The organism is Nocardia sp. NPDC004151 (genome assembly GCF_042874235.1).
Taxonomy (GTDB): domain Bacteria; phylum Actinomycetota; class Actinomycetes; order Mycobacteriales; family Mycobacteriaceae; genus Nocardia.
This window is the reverse complement of sequence record NZ_JBIAMR010000019.1, coordinates 37,493-53,607: the sequence shown is the minus strand read 5'-3', so window position 1 is coordinate 53,607 and position 16,115 is coordinate 37,493. Positions and strand designations below refer to the sequence as shown.

Sequence of the window (16,115 nt, the reverse complement as noted above, 5' to 3'; positions counted from 1 at the left end):
CGGTGCCGATGCCGGGCCGATCCCGTGGTTCCACGGATGCTCGCCGATCGCGGTCCGGGTTTGGTTGTCGAGGTTCGAATGATGACCGGTGAGAGAGGTTCGTGGCAACGATGCAGGTGAGTTCGGCGGGAACGCGGCGCTGGTGGCGGCTGATTCCGGTGGCCGTGGCGGTTTTCGCACTGGCGCTGGCGGGTTGCTCGGTCGTGCAGAAGGGTGCGGACAGCATCAAGGACGCGGGGAAGTCCGAGACCGGACGCTCCAAGGTCGGTGATTGCATCAACGTTATCGAGGGGTCGATGATCAATTCCAAGACCGAGCCGGTGGACTGCGCCTCCCCGAAGGCGGTGTACAAGGTGGCCAAGCATTCCAGCGCCAAGGCCGAGTGCGCCGCCGATTACACCTCCTACGAGGAGACGCTCAACGGCGCCTCGATGGCCTACCTGTGTCTGGCGCCGAATTTCCAGCCGGGCGCCTGCTATCACGAGAGCATGATGACCGGCTATCAGTACGCCGAATGCGGCACCAGCAACGCGAGTTTCCAGGTGCTGACCCGGATCGACGGCCAGTCGGACGAGAACCTGTGCGGCGAGGAAGCCGACAAGGTCATCACACTGACCGAGCAGCCGACGACCTTCTGCCTGAAGGACCTCTGAGCTCCGCTCAGCCGGCGCGCAGGATGATCGTGCCCTGGGCGGCGCGATCCTCCAGCAGCCGGTGGGCGTGCGCGGCCTGGTCGAGCGGCAGCACCCGATCCACCAGCGGCGTCAGCGAACCCGTCGCCGCCCGCCGCAGCGCGGGTTCGCGGGCCGCCGCCACCCCGGCCAGCCAGGCCGGACCGGAGCAGCCGGTGAGCGTCAGGCCGCGCATGATCAGATCCATGGCGCCGACCTGCGCGGGCGCGCCGGACAGGAAGCCGTAGCTGAGCATGCGCCCGCGCAGCGGGGTCATCAGGTCCAGGAGTTCGAGCGCGGATTCGCCGCCGACGGAGTCGAAGACCACGTCCAGCGTCGCGCCGCCGAGTAGGTCGGCGAGCTGCCGGGTCCATCCGGGCGTGTGGTGGTCGACGACGAGGTCGGCACCGAATTCGCGTGCCCGCGCGGCTTTTTCGGGCCCGCCCGCGGTGGCGATGACGCGGGCCGCGCCGTGCTCCTTGGCCAGCTGGGTGAGGTAGGCCCCGACGCCGGTGCCCGCCGCCTCGACGAGGATGGTCTCGGTGCCGGTGAGCCGCGCGGTCTCGAGCAGGGGAATGGCGACCGATCCGCTCATGGCGACGGCCGCGGCGGCGTCGGTGCTCAGTCCGTCGGGAATCGGGGTGGCGGCCTCGGCGGGGACGCAGACCTGTTCGGCGTAGGTGCCGAAACTGTTGCTGCTCACCATGACTCGCTGCCCGACGAGTGAGGCGTCCACGCCCGCCCCGACTTCGGTGACGACGCCGGCGGCCTGGGTGCCGAACACGAGGGGGAACTGCACCGGCAGCGGGAACGCCCCCGACCGCATCATGGTCTCGGGGAACAGCACGGGAATCGCCTCGGCCCGCACCAGGATCTCCCCGGCCTGTGGGCGTGGTGCGGGAACCTCTCCGGCCACCAGGACGTTGGGCCCGCCGGTACCGGTCAATAGGATTGCTTGCATTGAGAACCTCATAAGTTGACTGACGGTCAAGTTGTGTCTGCGAAGATATTGACCGGCGGTCAAGTTGTCAATGGAAGTGGTGATATGAATCCGCCCAAGGAACGCGCCGACGCGGCTCGCAACCGGCAGGCAATCCTGGCGGCGACCCGCCGGCTGTTAGCCGAGGAAGGTGCGGACGCGGCGACCATGGACCGCATCGCCGCCGCGGCGGGGGTGGCCAAGGGCACGCTGTTCCACCGGTTCGGCAACCGGGCGGGCTTGCTGTACGAGCTGGTCGCGGAGGGGGCGGTCGGTTTGATGGAGGCGGTGACCAGTGGTCCGCCACCGCTGGGCCCGGGCGCGCCCGCGGGAGACCGCCTGCTCGCCTACTTCGACGCCATGACCCGGCTGATCGCCGACGACCTCGAATTGAACGTCGCCTACCAGGCGCTCCCGCCCCACCCACGCCGCGATGAATTCCACGCCTTCTGGGCCGGCCACATCAGCACCCTGCTACGCGAGATCCGCCCCGATCTCGACGCCGAGGTGGTCGGCGGCCTGCTGCTCGCGCCGCTGGGCGGTGAACTGGTGCCTTACCTGGTCCGTTCGGGTCAGCTTGACCGCCTCCTCGGCGGTGTCCGGCAACTGGTCCGCTCGGTGATCGATCAGCCCGCGGCGTCGTAGCTTTCGCGGGCCGCGAGCACATCCTCGATATGCGTCTCGGCCCAGTTCTTGATCGCCCGCATGACCGGCAGCAAACTCTGCCCGAGTGCGGTGAGCCGATAGTCGACCCGCACCGGGACCGACGGGGTGACGGTGCGGCTCACCAGTCCGTCGCGTTCCATGCCGCGCAGGGTCTGGGTGAGCATCTTCTGGCTGACTCCGGCCACGATGCGATTGAGATCGCTGTATCGGCGGGGACCGTCGGCGAGTGCGTTGAGCAGCAGGCTGACCCACTTGTCGCTGATCCGGTCGAGCAGGTGCCGGGTGGGGCATTCCTGGATGTAGGCGTCATAGTCGCGCCGGGCCTCGGTGCGCCGCTGGGCGGCGGTCTTGGTCGCCATGACTCTCCCTGACGTTCGGTACGCACTCCCAGGTGCGTACTTCCCGACGGAGAGTAACACTCCCTAGGTTCGGTGACAGGGTGGGAAACCGTACAGCAGAGGAGATTTCACATGCGCGCCGTCATCGTTCGATCGTTCGGAGGACCCGAGGTGCTGGAGGTGGCCGAGGCGCCGCTGCCCGCGCCCGGTCCCGGGCAGGTGCGGATCCGCGTCGCCGCGGCAGCCGTGCAGCCGGCCGACCTGCACACCCGCTCGGGCGGATTGGCCCAGGCCGGTCTGATACCGGCGCGCGAGGTGGTCGGCCTGGGCTGGGATGTCGCCGGGACCATCGACGATATCGGTTCCGGTGTCACGGAATTCGCGATCGGTGACGCGGTGTTCGGCCTCTCCGATCGGCTCGATGTAGCCCTGGGCACACACGCCGATCAGGTGATCCTGGATTCGTCAGCCGTCGCCCTCGCGCCGCGCACGGTCTCCGCGATCGAGGCGGCGACGGTTCCGCTGAACGCCCTCACCGCCGCGCAATCCCTGGACCTGCTCGGCCTGGCCCCCGGCGCGACGGTGCTGATCACCGGCGCGGCCGGTGCGGTGGGCGGCTACGCGGTGGAACTGGCCGTGGCCCAGGGCATTCGGGTGGTCGCGACGGCAGGGTCCGCCGACGCGGACGCGGTGCGCAAGCTGGGCACGGAGTTCTTCGTCCCGCGCGGCGAACGACTCGGTGACGCGGTGCGGGCGCTGGTCCCCGGCGGTGTCGACGGCGCGCTCGACGCGGCGGTGCTGGGCGTGGAGGCGCTCGACGCCGTCCGTTCGTCCGGTGCGTTCACGGCCCTGGTGGGCGGTGCCGAACCGGCGGCCCTGCGCGGAATCCGGGTGGCCAACACCTGGATTCGAGCCGATGGTCGCCGCCTGGCCGAGCTGGCGGCCCTGGTCGACGCGGGCCGCCTGACCCCGCGCGTCGCCGAGACCTTCCCACTCGACCGCGTCGCGGACGCCCACCGCCTACTGGCCGGGGGACAGCTGCGCGGCCGCCCGGTGCTGATCCCCTGACACTCACCGAGCCCAGCGCTCGCGCGGCACCACGTCGGGCAGCGCTGGGCTGCCCGGTCGCCGGTTGGGATGCGCGGCGGCCCGCGGGACGAGCCCGCCCAGGGATCCGGCGACGAAGAGCCCGCCGCGGGCGATGGACAGGATCAGGTGGGGTTCGAAGCCGTTGTCGGTGATGATCCGGGCCAGTTCCCGGCCGGCGTTTCCGTGCCGGCGGCTCGTCGCGCGGAGGGTCTCGGCGGTGGTGTCCCGGACCGTGTTCAGGCGAAGGACCACACGGCGGCCGGGCGGCCGGTGGCTTTCACACGGACGCGTTCGCCGGTGCGGGACAGGCCGGGCAGCGCGGCCAGGGTGCGGTTGAGGTTGCCCGGATCGGGTTTGGCGCCGTGCAGGGCGGTGGTGAGGCCGACCGCGCGGGTGGCGGTGAACTGGTCGCCGGTGAGGGCGCGGGTGAAAGTCAGGTCCTTCCACAGCATGTCGGCGAGCCGGTCCCGGGCGGCGGCGACGATCTGATTGTGGTCGAACGCCAGCGGCGGGACCGCGTCGAAGGGTACCCAGGTCGCGGTGTCGGATTCGTGTGCGCCGACGACCGCCCACATGGCGATGGACAGGGTCGGCCCGCGCGGGTCGCGGTTGGGTTCGTCGAAGGTGGCGACCTGTCCGGCGGCGAGGATGGCGTCCTCGGGCACCCCGAGTTTGGTGCGCACCGCGCGGTGGGCGGCCTCGGCGAGGCGTTCGCCGAGGCCGAGCAGCACGCCCGGCAGCGCGAGTTCGCCGGCGAACGGTTCCCACCGCCGCGCGGCGATGCCGAGCGTGGCGGTGGGGTCGTCGGGCCCGTAGCGCAGGGCGATCACGTCGATGGATACCGCGGATTGTTGCTCCACAAATGGACAATCATGCCTGAGCGGTGATCCGGACCGTGCGATCGGCTCGATCCGGGCCGTGGGCGGTGAGCACCACCGGCGCGCCGAGTTCGGCCTCCAGGTAGCCGGGGACGTCGCCGGGCAGGTCGGCCAGGGCCGGGGTGGCGGCGCTGAGCAGATCGGTGAGCCCCCGCTGGTGCTCCAGGTCCTGCCAGACCCCGCAGTCGAGCCGGTCGACGCAGCCGTCCGCGGTGAGATACCCGGTGGCGGTGCGGATGTCGCCGACCGCGTCGAGGTGGTTGACGGCCAGCCCGTCGATCCCGCCACAGGCGTCGATCGCGTAGCGCAGCAGCAGTGGATCGAGGTGCCCGCGCCGGAACGCGCCCTGGTACACGCCGGTTCCATTGTGCGGCTCGGGAATCGACAGCGCGGGGTCCTCGGTCGGGAAGGGCCCCGCTCCGTGCCGCGTCAGGTAGGCCCGGGTCACGCCGAGCACGTAGCCGGGAGCCCCGATGCGCGCCAGCATGTCTCGCGCGTTGCGGGGTTCCACGGTCGACCAGGTCGTGTACGGGTGGGTTCCGCGCCATTCGTCGAGTAGCACGCCCTGCGCGCCCTCGAACACCAGCCGCCCGCTGCGCGCGAACCCCGCGAGCTGCTCTCCGGGCAGGATGGCGACCGCGCCGGCGAAGGCGGTGTACGCCGCGACCAGATCGTCGATCGGATCGTAGCGGTGCCGCCCACCGGCGAGCAGCGGCGCGTAGTGCTCCTCGAGCGCGATCAGTTTGCGCCGCAGCACATCCGGTCGCGCGCAGTCGGCGACCCGCGGCGCGTCGTGGTCGAGGGCGTAGCTCGCGGTCTCCCCGATGCCGATGCCGCACGAACCGTGCCGGGCGGTACCCCTCGTATCCTCCCGGCAGCGGTTGGCGGCCCCGTGGATCGGCGTGGTGAGCAGGGCGCGTTCGTCGGCGTAGAGCAGCGACAGCGGATCGGCGACCCCCAGCGCGGCGAGTTCGCGGGCCTCGGCCGCCAGCGCCAGGGGCTCGACGAGCATGTGCCGCGACAGCAGGGTCGGCACCCCGGACAGGGTGCCGGACCCGAACTGCCGGAAGGTGTGGTGGCGGCCGTCGGCGACCACATTGTGGGCGGCCTGCGCCCCGCCGTTGAACCGCACCACCGCGGACACGTCGAGCCCGGCCCGCGGTGAGCACAGCCAGTCGACGGTGGCCCCCTTCCCGGCGTCACCGAAGCCGAGGTCCACCACGATCAGGTGACGGTCGCCGAACATGAGCTTTCCCTTCGTCTTTCGTGATCAGAGATCGACGTCGTCGGTCCCGGTGGTGGCGGGCAGCGCGCCCACGCTGCGCCCGCGGCGGACTCCGCCCAGCGGCGCGAGCGCCTTGCCGACCGCGTCGGCCTCACTGGTCGACCCGATATCGCGCAGGTCGGCCAGCCCGGCCCCCAGATCGACGCGGTCCTCGCCGATCCCGATGGTCAGCGCGATGAGCTCGCACACCGCGGCCGGATCGTCGAGCCGCAGGAACCGCTCGCCCAGCAGCTCCTGCCAGTGTTCGGCGATCTCCGGATCCCGGTAGTAGCTGGACTGATTGGGCAGGATGTAGTGCACGTTCCACCGGTCGGCCAGCTCCCGGTAGATGGAGTCGACGGCGATGTCGCTGCGCACGTCGTCGCCGATGACGGCCTGGATGTGGCGCGCGGGCAGGCGCTTCTTGTTCAGCTCGTCGCCGACGATGAACAGGTAGCCCTTGCGTCCGCGCTTCTCCCACGCGTCGGTGACGGTGTGGCGGGCGATGAAATACGCCGCCAGCTCGTAGCTTTCGGACTTCTGCCCACCGCCGCCGCCTTCGAGCAGGATCAGCCGCAGCTGTTCGTCCATGCGGTTGTCGGATTCGAACTGCCCGACCTGCAGCGGCACCCGGTCGCTGTCGGCGTCGCCGATGGCCCCGAACAGGATCTGCGGATCGTCGGCATAACCCTTGCGCTGCAACAGTCCGTGCAGTTTGGCCAGCTTCTCCTGCATGACCCGCGGCACCCGGCCCATGGACCCGGTGACGTCGAACAGCACCGCGATGGGCAGCGAGTTCCCGTGGTCGTCGGAGTCGCGCGACTCCCGCATGCCCACCCCGAAGGGATCCAGGGTGGGGTGCGCCTTCCACTGCTCCCACGGCGTGGACCGCATGTCGGCGGTGTAGCCGAAGTCGTCGAGTCCCGAGGCCGCGCGGAAGGTCCGCGCCGCGTCGTAGGCGCTGTCGTCCCAGCTTCCGTAACCCATTGCTATCACTTACCTTTCGTGAGCTCGAAGGGCCGGAAGCGGCGCTTCCCGTAGAGCCGGTCGAGCAGATCGTCGAATTCGCCGAGCAGGTCCGCGGCCTCGGGCCGCAGTCCGGGATCGGCTTGCAGGCACCCGGTGGCGTAGGCGCGCATCGGGGCGGGCGCGCGGTCGCCGAGCATGGTGAGCATGAGGCGATGCGCGAGGTGGACGTCGGTGGCGGGGGAGACCGCGTCGCGGATCTCGGGCGGATAGTCCAGCGACTTCAGGGTGGCCGCCGCGGGATTGCCCGGCCGGGTCGCGAAAGACCAGCCCACCAGTACGATTCCGTGCAGTCTCGGATGCACCAGCACATTGGCGGGGCTGATCGCGGTGTGCACCCAGCCCGCCAGCTGCGCCCCGGCGAGGCAGCGCAGCAGCCTCCGGTGCATCCACGCGTAGTCGCGCGGGTCGAGCCCGTCCGGATAGGCCGCGCGGACCTCCTCCATCGTTACGAACCCGTCGGTCAGGCCGGCCAGCACATTGACCGTGCGCTGCTCGCCGGTGCCCGGGTCGAGATGGTCGACGGCGTCGACGAGTTCGGGGAAGTACGGCCGCAGCCACGCGTGCTCGGCGGCGACGGTCGCAATGTCGCGCAAGGCGTTTCGCTCACCGGCCAGCAACCGGTTGGCGGCCCCTCGGCGCGGGATCTTCACCACCCGATCCGAGCCGGAGCGGTACACGTCAGCGATGGATCCGGCCGCGTGCAGCGCCCCGACGGGATGCCGCCCGCGCGCCCCGGTCACCTCGAAGGCGGCTTCGTCCAGGTCCAGCCACCGCTGGTACAGCTCGGAGAGCCGGGCGAAGGCGGCGCCCGCGGCCGCCGCGTCGACGGCCTCGACCCGGTCGGGGTGCACCAGCGCGGCCAGCCGGTGATACCGGCGTCGAGCCGCCTGTCTGCTCGTGGAATCCGTTGCGGCGGAACCGAAGAGGTCTTCGGGCCGCCGAGCCGCCCGGATGGTCTCCGCGGTCTCTCGCGCTGTCGTCATGGTTTTAGGTTAGATGACTAAAACTAGGAACGCCAGCGATTTCGCCAACTTTTTGTAGTTTCGACAAAAACACTGGTGGTGACCGGTTTGCTGTCTCGAAACTCGTGCTGCGGCAGGGGGACTCGGTCCGAGTCGGCGGAAAGTGGCCATGCGATTTGTTCACTTTCCCCACATCGGATGGCCGCAGAGCATTCGTCGTTCCGGCGCATGGCGGTTCTTAATATTGCGCGGCCCTGGCGGTGCTGCCGGGGCCCGCTCGAGTCCTTCAGGAGGATCTGTGTTCAGGAAGCGCATCGCTGCCACCGTCATGTCGGCCGCCGCGTTCATCGGTATGGCGACGTCCGCGGTCGTCAATTCGTCGGAAGCCGCTGCGGCGGGCAGCGTTCCGGTGTTCGACCACATCGTGCTGGTGATGTTCGAGAACCATTCGTACTCGCAGATCAACGGCAGCTCCAGCGCGCCGTACTTCAACAACCTGGCCGGGCAGGGCGCGAAGTTCACCCAGTCCTACGGCGTCACCCACCCGAGCGAGCCCAACTACCTCGCGATGTTCTCCGGCTCCACCCAGGGCGTCACCGACGACAGCTGCCCGCACACCTACAGCGGCAACAACATCGCCAACCAGCTGCTCACCGCCGGCAAGAGCTACAAGAGCTACTCCGAGGCGATGCCCTCGGACGGCTACACCGGCTGCTCGAGCGGCACCTACCGTCGCAAGCACAACGCGGTCCCGAACTTCAGCAATGTGCCCGCGAGCGCGAACGTCCGGTTCAGCACCTTCCCGACCGACTTCTCGACCCTGCCGACGGTCTCCTACATCGCCCCCGACATGTGCAACGACATGCACGACTGCTCGGTCGGCACCGGTGACACCTGGCTGAAGAACAAGATGGACGCCTACGCGCAGTGGGCCAAGACCCACAACAGCCTGCTCATCGTCACCTTCGACGAGGACAACGGCGGTTCGTCCAACCACATCTTCACCACCTTCGTGGGCGCGCACACCCAGGTCGGCAGCTTCTCCAACCAGATCAACCACTACAACGTGCTCAGCACCATCGAGAGCGCCTACGGCCTGACCCACCTGAACCCCGCGGCGGAGATCACCAACGTGTGGAACTGACCGTTCACCGGGCAACCGGACCGATCGGCAGCTGACATGACCCGCTCGCGGACCCGACGATGTGTCCCGAGCGGCTTCCCCGCGACTCCCTGAGGTAGTACACCCATGTACATGTCCACGATCGACCGCCCGCATTCCGGGGGCGACGACGCGACACCGTCGCGCCGCAAGGCGTTCTTCCTGTTGAGCGGCAATGTGTTCGCGCTCGGCGCCGTCAGCCTGGTCACCGACATCTCCTCGGAGATGATGACCGCGGTGCTGCCGGTGTACCTGGTCGTCGGACTGCACCTGAGCCCCGCCGCCTACGGCGTCGTCGACGGCACCTACACCGGCGCGACCGCGTTGCTGCGGCTGATCGGCGGCTACGTCGCCGACCTGACCAACCGCCGCAAATTCATCGCCGGACTGGGCTACGGCCTGTCGGCGGTCGCGAAACTCGGCATGCTGGCCGCGGGCAGCGCCGTCGGCGCGATCGGCGCGGTCATCGCCGTCGACCGCACCGGCAAGGGCCTGCGCACCGCGCCCCGCGATGCCCTGATCACGCTGTCCACCCCGCCGCGGCTCTACGGCCGCGCGTTCGGCGTGCACCGGACGATGGACACCATCGGCGCGTTCGCCGGTCCCTTGGTGGCGATCGGCATTCTCGCCGCCACCGCGCAGGCCTACGACGCGGTGTTCGTCGCCAGTTTCTGCATCGCCGCGTTCGGCGTCCTGATCCTGGTGTTGTTCGTCCGCGACCACCGCGACGAGCAACCCGCCAAGGGCGCGGTGTCGCCCCGTGCGCTGGGCGGACTGATCCGGCTCGCACCGGTGCGGCGGCTGGTGGCGGCGGCCTGCCTGGCCGGACTGGTGACCATCGGCGACGGCTTCGTCTACCTGCTGCTGCAGCAGCGGGAACACCTGAGCGTCAGCTGGTTCCCGCTGCTGGCGGTCGGCACCAACCTGTCGTACCTGGTGCTGGCCACCCCGCTGGGCATGCTCGCCGACAAGATCGGCCGCCGGACCGTGGTGCTCGGCGGCTACACCGCGCTGGTGCTGGTGTACCTGCTGCTGTTCGGTCCGTTCGGCGGCACCGCGCTGCTGGTGGTGGTGCTCGCGCTCTACGGCCTGTTCTACGCCGCGACCGACGGCGTGCTCATGGCGCTGGCCGGTCCGGTGCTGCCGAAAGCCCTGCGCACCACCGGGATCGCGCTGATCCAAACCGGGCAGGCGCTGTCGTATCTGGTGTCGTCGGTGCTGTTCGGGCTGGCCTGGAGTCTGTGGGGCCCGGAGAACGCGAGCCGGGTCGCCGCGGGTCTGGTGGCGGTGGCCGTGGTCGTGATCGCCGTGCTGCTGCGCGGCATCCAGGCCGCCGGGACCGTCGAGGACGTCACCGAGACCGCGGAGGAGCACGCGTGAACCGCCGGATCGTGCTGGCCCTGCTCGGGGCGGTCGTCTTGGCCGCGGTCGCCGTCGGCTACGGCGTGGTCACCGGGACGCGCGCGCAACCCGCCACCGCCTACGAGGCGCTGAACATCGCGCCCGGGCCCCGAATCTTGTTCCGCAGCACCGCGGCCGAGAGCAAGGGCCATGTGGCGATGGTGTCCGCCGCCGATCCGGGCGCGGCGCGCTCGGTGTCGAAACTCGAATGCCTGCGTGTGGCCGCGGCGGCCGGGACCGGCATCTGCCTGCGGCCCGACGGCCCGCTGGCCACCTTCCAGGCCGCCATCCTGGACGCCGATCTGACCGTGACGCGGGAGATCCCGCTGGTCGGCGTGCCCAATCGCACCCGATTGTCCGGCGACGGGCGGATGGCGGCCTGGACGGTGTTCGTGGCGGGCGACTCCTACAACAATGGCCGCTTCTCCACCCGCGCCGGGCTGGTCGACCTGACGACCGGCGACATGATCGATTCCCTGGAATTCCTGTCGGTCGTGGTCGACGGCCGCCCCTACACCGCCGCCGATCTCAACTTCTGGGGTATCACCTTCGCCGCGGATCACAACACCTTCTACGTCACCATGTCCACCGACGGCCGCCGCTACCTCGTGCAGGGCGATATGGCGGCGAAGACCGTCCGCACCATCGCGCAGAACGTGGAATGCCCGTCGCTGTCGGCGGACGGCAAGCGGATCGCGTTCAAGTCGGCGATCGACGGCGACCCCGCGAAGGGCTGGCGGCTCTCGGTGCTGGACCTGGCCTCGGGCGTCCGCACCCCGCTGGCCGAAACCCGGAGCGTGGACGACCAAGCGGCGTGGCTGGACCCGAACACCATCGGCTACGCGGTCTCGCGCGGCGGCGATGACGCCGACATCTGGGCGGTCCCGGCCGACGGCTCGGGCAGTCCGCGACTGCTCGTTCCGCACGCCGAATCTCCGGCGGCCCTGGGCTGAACGGCCCGCGGCCCCGCGGGAACCGGTATCGACATCTTCGGCCAATCCGGTCGTCAGAATGTCACTGGAGCTCTACCGGCCACCACCGGGGCCGCCACTAGGGTGAGAGAAATCCTGTCGTCCACTCTCACCAAGGAGATCATGATGGTTGCCGCCGACCCGGCGACGGACGGCGCCGCGCGCCTGGAGACCCTGATCGCGGGCGCGGCCACCGCGGCCCAGGCCTGGGATCTGTTCGACAGCCTGCCGGCGGTGGCCGTGGACGAGGTCACCACCGGTCGCTGGCGGGGCGCGGAAGTGGGCACCGGCCATCCGTGGGACGGCATGCTGGTCGAAACAGGCTGGTACGGAAAGCAGTTCGACAGCGCCGACCATGTCCAGCCGCTGCTGTTCCGGGCCCCCGACGGCGAGATCTTCCCGGTCGACCCGCGCCGGGTGCCACTGTTCCTGGCGGGCAAGGTGTCGGTGACGGCCCTGTCCCCGGTCCGCCGCTCCCTCGGCGTGCTGCGGCCGATGCTGCGGACGGCCACCCCGAAGGCTCGGCTGCGGAATCTCGAGTTCCGTGGAAAGTCCAGCGCCGCAATGATCTACGACCACCTGCCGATCATCGACATCTTCCGCCGCGTCGACGCCGACACCCTGCTCGGTGTCATGGACATGCGCGGACTCGACGAACCGTATTTCTTCGTCCTGTACCGCGACCGCTAGCCGCGGTGCGACGGCAGTGCCCGAACCGGACTCGTCCTACCATCGACGGTAACGGCGTCTTCGGCTCGGGAGGTCCCGATGGAACGCACGACCTGTCTCATCGCCGGTGGGGGACCGGCGGGCATGTTCCTGGGCCTGATGCTGGCCCGGGCGGGCGTCGAGGTCACCGTACTGGAGAAACACGGTGACTTCCTGCGCGACTTCCGCGGCGACACCGTGCACCCCACCACCCTGGACCTCATCGACGCCCTCGGCCTGAGCGAGGATTTCGCGAAACTGCCGCAGCGACGGCTCACCTCGATCCAGACCCCGATCGGCGGGCGGCTGGTGCCGCTGGCGAGCTTCGACCACATCCCGGGGCGGCACCGGTACATCGCCATGGTGCCGCAGTGGGATCTGCTCGATCTGCTCGCCCGCGCGGGCGACAACGAACCGACCTTCCGGTTGCGCATGCGGACCGAGGCCATCGACCTGCTGCGCACCGGCCCGACGGTGACCGGCGTCCGCTATCGCACCGCGGACGGCGCGACCGGCGAGATCCACGCCGACCTCACCGTGGCCGCCGACGGCCGCGGTTCGGCGCTGCGCGCGGCGGCCGGTCTCGGCGGTCGCCAATGGGCGACGCCCTTCGACGCCTGGTGGTACCGGATCCCGCGCCACGGCACCGATCCCGCCGGCCTGATCCCGGTGGTCAGCGCCGACCGCGTCGCCGTCCTGTTCGACCGCGGCGACTACTGGCAGAGCGCGACCCTCATCGCGAAAGGCAGTGACGCGCACCTGCGGGCCGAGACGCCGGTCGGCGAGATCATGCGCGGCCTCGCCGAGGTGGTCCCGTGGCTGGCCGACCGCGCCGACGCCGTCCGTGACTGGGACGAGGTGAAACTCCTCGACGTCAAACTCGATCGGCTCGACCACTGGTACGCCGATGGACTGCTCTGCCTCGGCGACGCCGCCCACGCCATGTCACCGATCGGCGGGGTCGGCATCAACCTGGCCGTCCAGGACGCGGTGGCCGCCGCCCGCCTGCTGGCCCCGAAACTGCTGTCCCACACCGTCACCACCGCCGACCTGGCCCGCGTCCAACGCCGCCGCCTGCTGCCCACCGCCGTCATCCAGGGCATGCAGCGCTTGGCTCACGCGCAGGTCGTGCGGCCCGCGGTGTCGGGCCGGCTGAATATCGCCGACCTCCCGCGAACGCCCTTACCGCTGCGCGTCTTCCGCCGCATCCCGGTCCTGCGCAGCCTCCCGGTCTTCCTGGTGGCCCGCGCCGTCGTCCCCGAACCGGTCCCCGACTTCGCCCGCCGCCCGTGACTCACGGGAACCCCCGGAGCTCGACTGCCGAATCACCGGGGCTTCCACACGTCCGGACCCCGCGCTACCGGACGCCGCGCGGGCGGAACTGAATGCTGATGCGCGGCCCCACCGGCCGCCGCGTCTTGGGCACCGCGTGCTCCCAGGTGCGCTGGCACGAGCCGCCCATCACGATGAGATCCCCGTGCCCGAGCGCGTAGCGCACGCTGGCCCCGCCGCCGCGCGGGCGCAGGAGCAGCGACCGGGCCGCACCCACCGACACGATCGCCACCATGGTGTCGTCGGTCGCCCCGCGCCCGATGGTGTCCCCGTGCCAGGCGACGCTGTCGTCCCCGTCGCGGTAGTAGCACAGGCCCGCCGTGGTGAACGGCTCGCCGAGTTCGCGGGAGTAGTACGCGCTCAGCGTGCTGCGCGCCTCGGTGAGGATCGGGTCGGGTAGCTCGCGCCCCTCGTCGTAGAACGACAGCAGCCGCGGCACATCCACCACCCGGTCGTACATGGCCCGCCGATCCGCCCGCCACGGCACACCGGCCGCCAGTCGCTCGAACAGTTCGTCGGCCCCGCTCAACCATCCGGGCAGCACATCCACCCACGCGCCGTCACCGAGCTCGGTGCGCCGCAAGCCGTCCAAGCCGCCCAGCTCGACTTCGCCGAACCCGTCGAACAGCGATCCCTGTAGTGGCGTCGACATGCGCACGACGCTACCATCGAATCGAACATACGTTCGCCAGATGGTCTGTCTTTCCAGGTTGCCGGTGTGTGGCAGGGGCGGCGGTGATCACGCGGTCCTCGCCACCCCTACGGCGGTCATCTTCTGCGCGACGGCCTGATCAGGCCCGCACCTGATCGTGCTGCTCCACGAATCCGAGGAAGCGCGGAATCACCGTTTCCGGTATCGCCCACAGCATTTCGTGTCCGACCCCGGGGTATATCTCGATATCGGCTGCCGGAATGCACGCCCGCGCGTGCGCCGCGGCCGCGTGCGCGTCATTGGCGATCGTCTGCTCCCCGAACAGCACCAGCATCGGCGCGGTGACTCTCGACAGCTGCTCGTCGGGCAGCAGCCGCGACCACGGCATCGCGATGCGGAACTTCAACGCGGCCAACGTGAGAGTCCACATCTCCTCGGAGAGCTTCACCCCCGGAGTCAACCACTCGACGAACTTCTCCATCTTCTCCCGAGTGGGTCTGATCCCGCCGAGCAGGAACTTGAACAGCAGTCCCCACTTCGGCTTGGCGAACGACGCCGCATCGGGTTCGAGCATGGTGATACTGGCCAGCCGATCCGACCGCTGCGACGCGAACAGCAGCGACAGCCACGATCCCCCCGAATACCCGGCCAGATGCACCCGCTGGGCCCCGATCCCGTCGAACACCTCGATCAGCCACCGCACGATGTCGTCCGGCCCCTTCAGCGGCGCGGTCTGCTCACTGCGCCCCGCCCACCCCAGCGGATCCACCGTGTACACGACATGGTCGCGCGACAACGCCTCGATGAACGGCATCCAGAACAACCCCATCCCCGGCATCCCGGGCAGCAGCACGATCGGCGCACCCTCGCCGGTGCCGGACTTGCGCACCCGCGTTGTGCCGAAAGAGGTTTCGATATCGAGGTCGGTCGCCGCCACCGGCCACTGCGCGGCCAGGTCGTCGTAGGCCCGCAGGTAGTCCGCCTTGGCCTGCGCGTTCTTGAATCGCCCGATCTTGGCCATGTGATCTCCTTGGTGTTCGTCGTTGAACGTCTAGTCGGCGAGCCGCAGCTCGGCCGGGTCGTGGGCGGCCGCGAATCGCAGAATCCGCTCCAGCACAGCGTCTTTGAACGGTCCCTGGAACAGCAGGCCGTGCGTCGCGCCCGGGTAGATCTCCACCTCGCAGTGCGGAATGTGCGCTCGAGCCCGTGTCGCGGCGTCCGTGGGATCGCCGAGCACCGACTCGGATCCGTAGACGAGCAGGGTGGGCGCGGTGATCGACCGCAGTTGCTCGTCGGTCAGCCGCTGCGGCCACGGCGTCCGGGTGCGGTAGCCGAGCGCGGCGCGCGAGCACGCGATCTCCTCGTCCACGACCACACTGCCGGGCATGGCCCACTGCGCGGCCTTGCGCATGTTCTTCTCCGACGGCGGCATCGCGTATCGGATCATCGTGAACAACACCCGCCATGGCGTCTTGGCCACGGCCCCGCCCGATTCGACGATCATCAGGCTCGCCACCCGGTCCGAACCGTCGACCCCGGCCATGAACGCTCGCCACCCACCGTCGGAATAGCCCATGACATGCGCCTGCGGCAGTCCCAGCGCCTCCAGGGTCTCGTCCAGCCAGAGTCCGTAGTCGGCTCCGGACGTGATCGGCCCGGTCTGCACGCTGAGTCCCGGCGCGCCGATGGTGTCCAGGGCGTAGATCGTCCGTTCGGCCGCCAGGCGCTCGATGATCGGATACCAGCAGGCGCCGTTGCCGCCCAGCGGATGGATCAGGACCAGCGGCGCACCCGATCCGGCGCCGCATGTGCGGACATGTGTTGTCCCATAAGAGGTTTCGATATCGAACTCACTGGAGGGAATCGTCCACAGCGCCGACAGTGCGGCGTAGGCCTCCATGTAGGCGTCGCGTGCCGCCTCGTTCTTCCATTGCCCGATCTTGGCCATTCGCGCCTCCCCGCTCACCTTCGTTGGTGATATGAACGTACCATAAAAATGGTATGGGCGTACCA

18 protein-coding genes are annotated in these 16,115 nt (G+C 69.7%); 8 read left to right on the top strand and 10 right to left on the bottom strand.

Features of this window, described 5'->3' with window-relative positions; all coding sequences use genetic code 11:
* Positions 1–110 precede the first annotated feature (110 nt).
* The gene (locus ACFYTS_RS31765) at positions 111–653 is read left to right on the top strand and encodes a hypothetical protein (protein WP_387309193.1); all 543 of its coding nucleotides are present in this window, start codon (positions 111–113) and stop codon (positions 651–653) included.
* Between the two features lie 7 nt (positions 654–660).
* Here ACFYTS_RS31765 and ACFYTS_RS31760 read toward each other — a convergent pair whose 3' ends face one another.
* Positions 661–1,632 (bottom strand): zinc-binding alcohol dehydrogenase family protein, encoded by a 972-nt coding sequence (locus ACFYTS_RS31760; protein ID WP_387309143.1) that lies wholly within the window; start codon positions 1,630–1,632, stop codon positions 661–663.
* 84 nt (positions 1,633–1,716) lie between these two features.
* Here ACFYTS_RS31760 and ACFYTS_RS31755 point away from each other — a divergent pair, with 84 nt between their 5' ends.
* On the top strand, positions 1,717–2,295 hold the full coding sequence (locus ACFYTS_RS31755; RefSeq protein ID WP_387309142.1) for a TetR/AcrR family transcriptional regulator: 579 nt from the start codon (positions 1,717–1,719) through the stop codon (positions 2,293–2,295).
* On the opposite strand, the gene ACFYTS_RS31750 is transcribed toward ACFYTS_RS31755, so the two are convergent.
* Positions 2,277–2,675: a winged helix-turn-helix transcriptional regulator gene (locus ACFYTS_RS31750; protein ID WP_379097774.1), complete on the bottom strand. Its 399-nt coding sequence runs from the start codon at positions 2,673–2,675 to the stop codon at positions 2,277–2,279. The genes ACFYTS_RS31755 and ACFYTS_RS31750 overlap by 19 nt on opposite strands.
* 111 nt (positions 2,676–2,786) lie before the next feature.
* Between ACFYTS_RS31750 and ACFYTS_RS31745 the strand changes: the two genes are divergently transcribed.
* Positions 2,787–3,722 (top strand): NADP-dependent oxidoreductase, encoded by a 936-nt coding sequence (locus tag ACFYTS_RS31745; RefSeq protein ID WP_387309141.1) that lies wholly within the window; start codon positions 2,787–2,789, stop codon positions 3,720–3,722.
* A 3-nt stretch (positions 3,723–3,725) separates the two neighbouring features.
* On the opposite strand, the gene ACFYTS_RS31740 is transcribed toward ACFYTS_RS31745, so the two are convergent.
* Genes ACFYTS_RS31740 through ACFYTS_RS31720 form a run of 5 tightly spaced genes read right to left on the bottom strand, consistent with a single transcriptional unit; the run spans position 3,726 to position 7,897 of the window.
* Positions 3,726–3,995 (bottom strand): hypothetical protein, encoded by a 270-nt coding sequence (locus ACFYTS_RS31740; RefSeq protein WP_387309140.1) that lies wholly within the window; start codon positions 3,993–3,995, stop codon positions 3,726–3,728.
* Positions 3,980–4,603 carry an NUDIX hydrolase gene (locus ACFYTS_RS31735; protein ID WP_387309139.1) on the bottom strand — a complete coding sequence of 208 codons (624 nt, stop codon included), beginning with the start codon at positions 4,601–4,603 and terminating at the stop codon, positions 3,980–3,982. The genes ACFYTS_RS31740 and ACFYTS_RS31735 overlap by 16 nt, the downstream gene beginning before the upstream one ends.
* A 10-nt stretch (positions 4,604–4,613) precedes the next feature.
* On the bottom strand, positions 4,614–5,867 hold the full coding sequence (locus ACFYTS_RS31730) for an adenylosuccinate synthetase (protein ID WP_387309138.1): 1,254 nt from the start codon (positions 5,865–5,867) through the stop codon (positions 4,614–4,616).
* A 24-nt stretch (positions 5,868–5,891) separates the two neighbouring features.
* Positions 5,892–6,872: a hypothetical protein gene (locus ACFYTS_RS31725; protein ID WP_357286096.1), complete on the bottom strand. Its 981-nt coding sequence runs from the start codon at positions 6,870–6,872 to the stop codon at positions 5,892–5,894.
* 5 nt (positions 6,873–6,877) lie between these two features.
* A complete protein-coding gene (locus ACFYTS_RS31720) occupies positions 6,878–7,897 on the bottom strand; it encodes a hypothetical protein (RefSeq protein ID WP_387309137.1) in 1,020 nt (339 codons plus the stop codon).
* A 277-nt stretch (positions 7,898–8,174) separates the two neighbouring features.
* Between ACFYTS_RS31720 and ACFYTS_RS31715 the strand changes: the two genes are divergently transcribed.
* The 5 genes from ACFYTS_RS31715 to ACFYTS_RS31695 all read left to right on the top strand — a co-directional run bounded on the left by ACFYTS_RS31715 (position 8,175) and on the right by ACFYTS_RS31695 (position 13,411).
* Positions 8,175–9,020, top strand: coding sequence for an alkaline phosphatase family protein (locus ACFYTS_RS31715; protein WP_387309136.1), 846 nt, complete (start codon positions 8,175–8,177; stop codon positions 9,018–9,020).
* A 111-nt stretch (positions 9,021–9,131) separates the two neighbouring features.
* The gene (locus ACFYTS_RS31710) at positions 9,132–10,418 is read left to right on the top strand and encodes an MFS transporter (protein WP_387309135.1); all 1,287 of its coding nucleotides are present in this window, start codon (positions 9,132–9,134) and stop codon (positions 10,416–10,418) included.
* Positions 10,415–11,392 (top strand): TolB family protein, encoded by a 978-nt coding sequence (locus tag ACFYTS_RS31705; RefSeq protein WP_387309134.1) that lies wholly within the window; start codon positions 10,415–10,417, stop codon positions 11,390–11,392. Before ACFYTS_RS31710 ends, ACFYTS_RS31705 begins: the two co-directional genes overlap by 4 nt.
* A gap of 144 nt (positions 11,393–11,536) precedes the next feature.
* On the top strand, positions 11,537–12,100 hold the full coding sequence (locus ACFYTS_RS31700; protein ID WP_357286107.1) for a DUF4334 domain-containing protein: 564 nt from the start codon (positions 11,537–11,539) through the stop codon (positions 12,098–12,100).
* A gap of 78 nt (positions 12,101–12,178) precedes the next feature.
* On the top strand, positions 12,179–13,411 hold the full coding sequence (locus ACFYTS_RS31695) for an FAD-dependent oxidoreductase (protein ID WP_387309133.1): 1,233 nt from the start codon (positions 12,179–12,181) through the stop codon (positions 13,409–13,411).
* A 64-nt stretch (positions 13,412–13,475) separates the two neighbouring features.
* Here the strand turns inward: ACFYTS_RS31695 and ACFYTS_RS31690 are convergent, their stop codons facing one another.
* The 3 genes from ACFYTS_RS31690 to ACFYTS_RS31680 form a co-directional block, all read right to left on the bottom strand.
* Positions 13,476–14,102 carry an alpha-ketoglutarate-dependent dioxygenase AlkB gene (locus tag ACFYTS_RS31690; RefSeq protein ID WP_387309132.1) on the bottom strand — a complete coding sequence of 209 codons (627 nt, stop codon included), beginning with the start codon at positions 14,100–14,102 and terminating at the stop codon, positions 13,476–13,478.
* Between the two features lie 139 nt (positions 14,103–14,241).
* Positions 14,242–15,123 carry an alpha/beta fold hydrolase gene (locus ACFYTS_RS31685; protein WP_387309131.1) on the bottom strand — a complete coding sequence of 294 codons (882 nt, stop codon included), beginning with the start codon at positions 15,121–15,123 and terminating at the stop codon, positions 14,242–14,244.
* Positions 15,124–15,153: 30 nt separating this feature from the next.
* Complete coding sequence (locus tag ACFYTS_RS31680) at positions 15,154–16,050, bottom strand: alpha/beta hydrolase (RefSeq protein WP_357286119.1); 897 nt, start codon at positions 16,048–16,050, stop codon at positions 15,154–15,156.
* Positions 16,051–16,115: the final 65 nt, after the last annotated feature.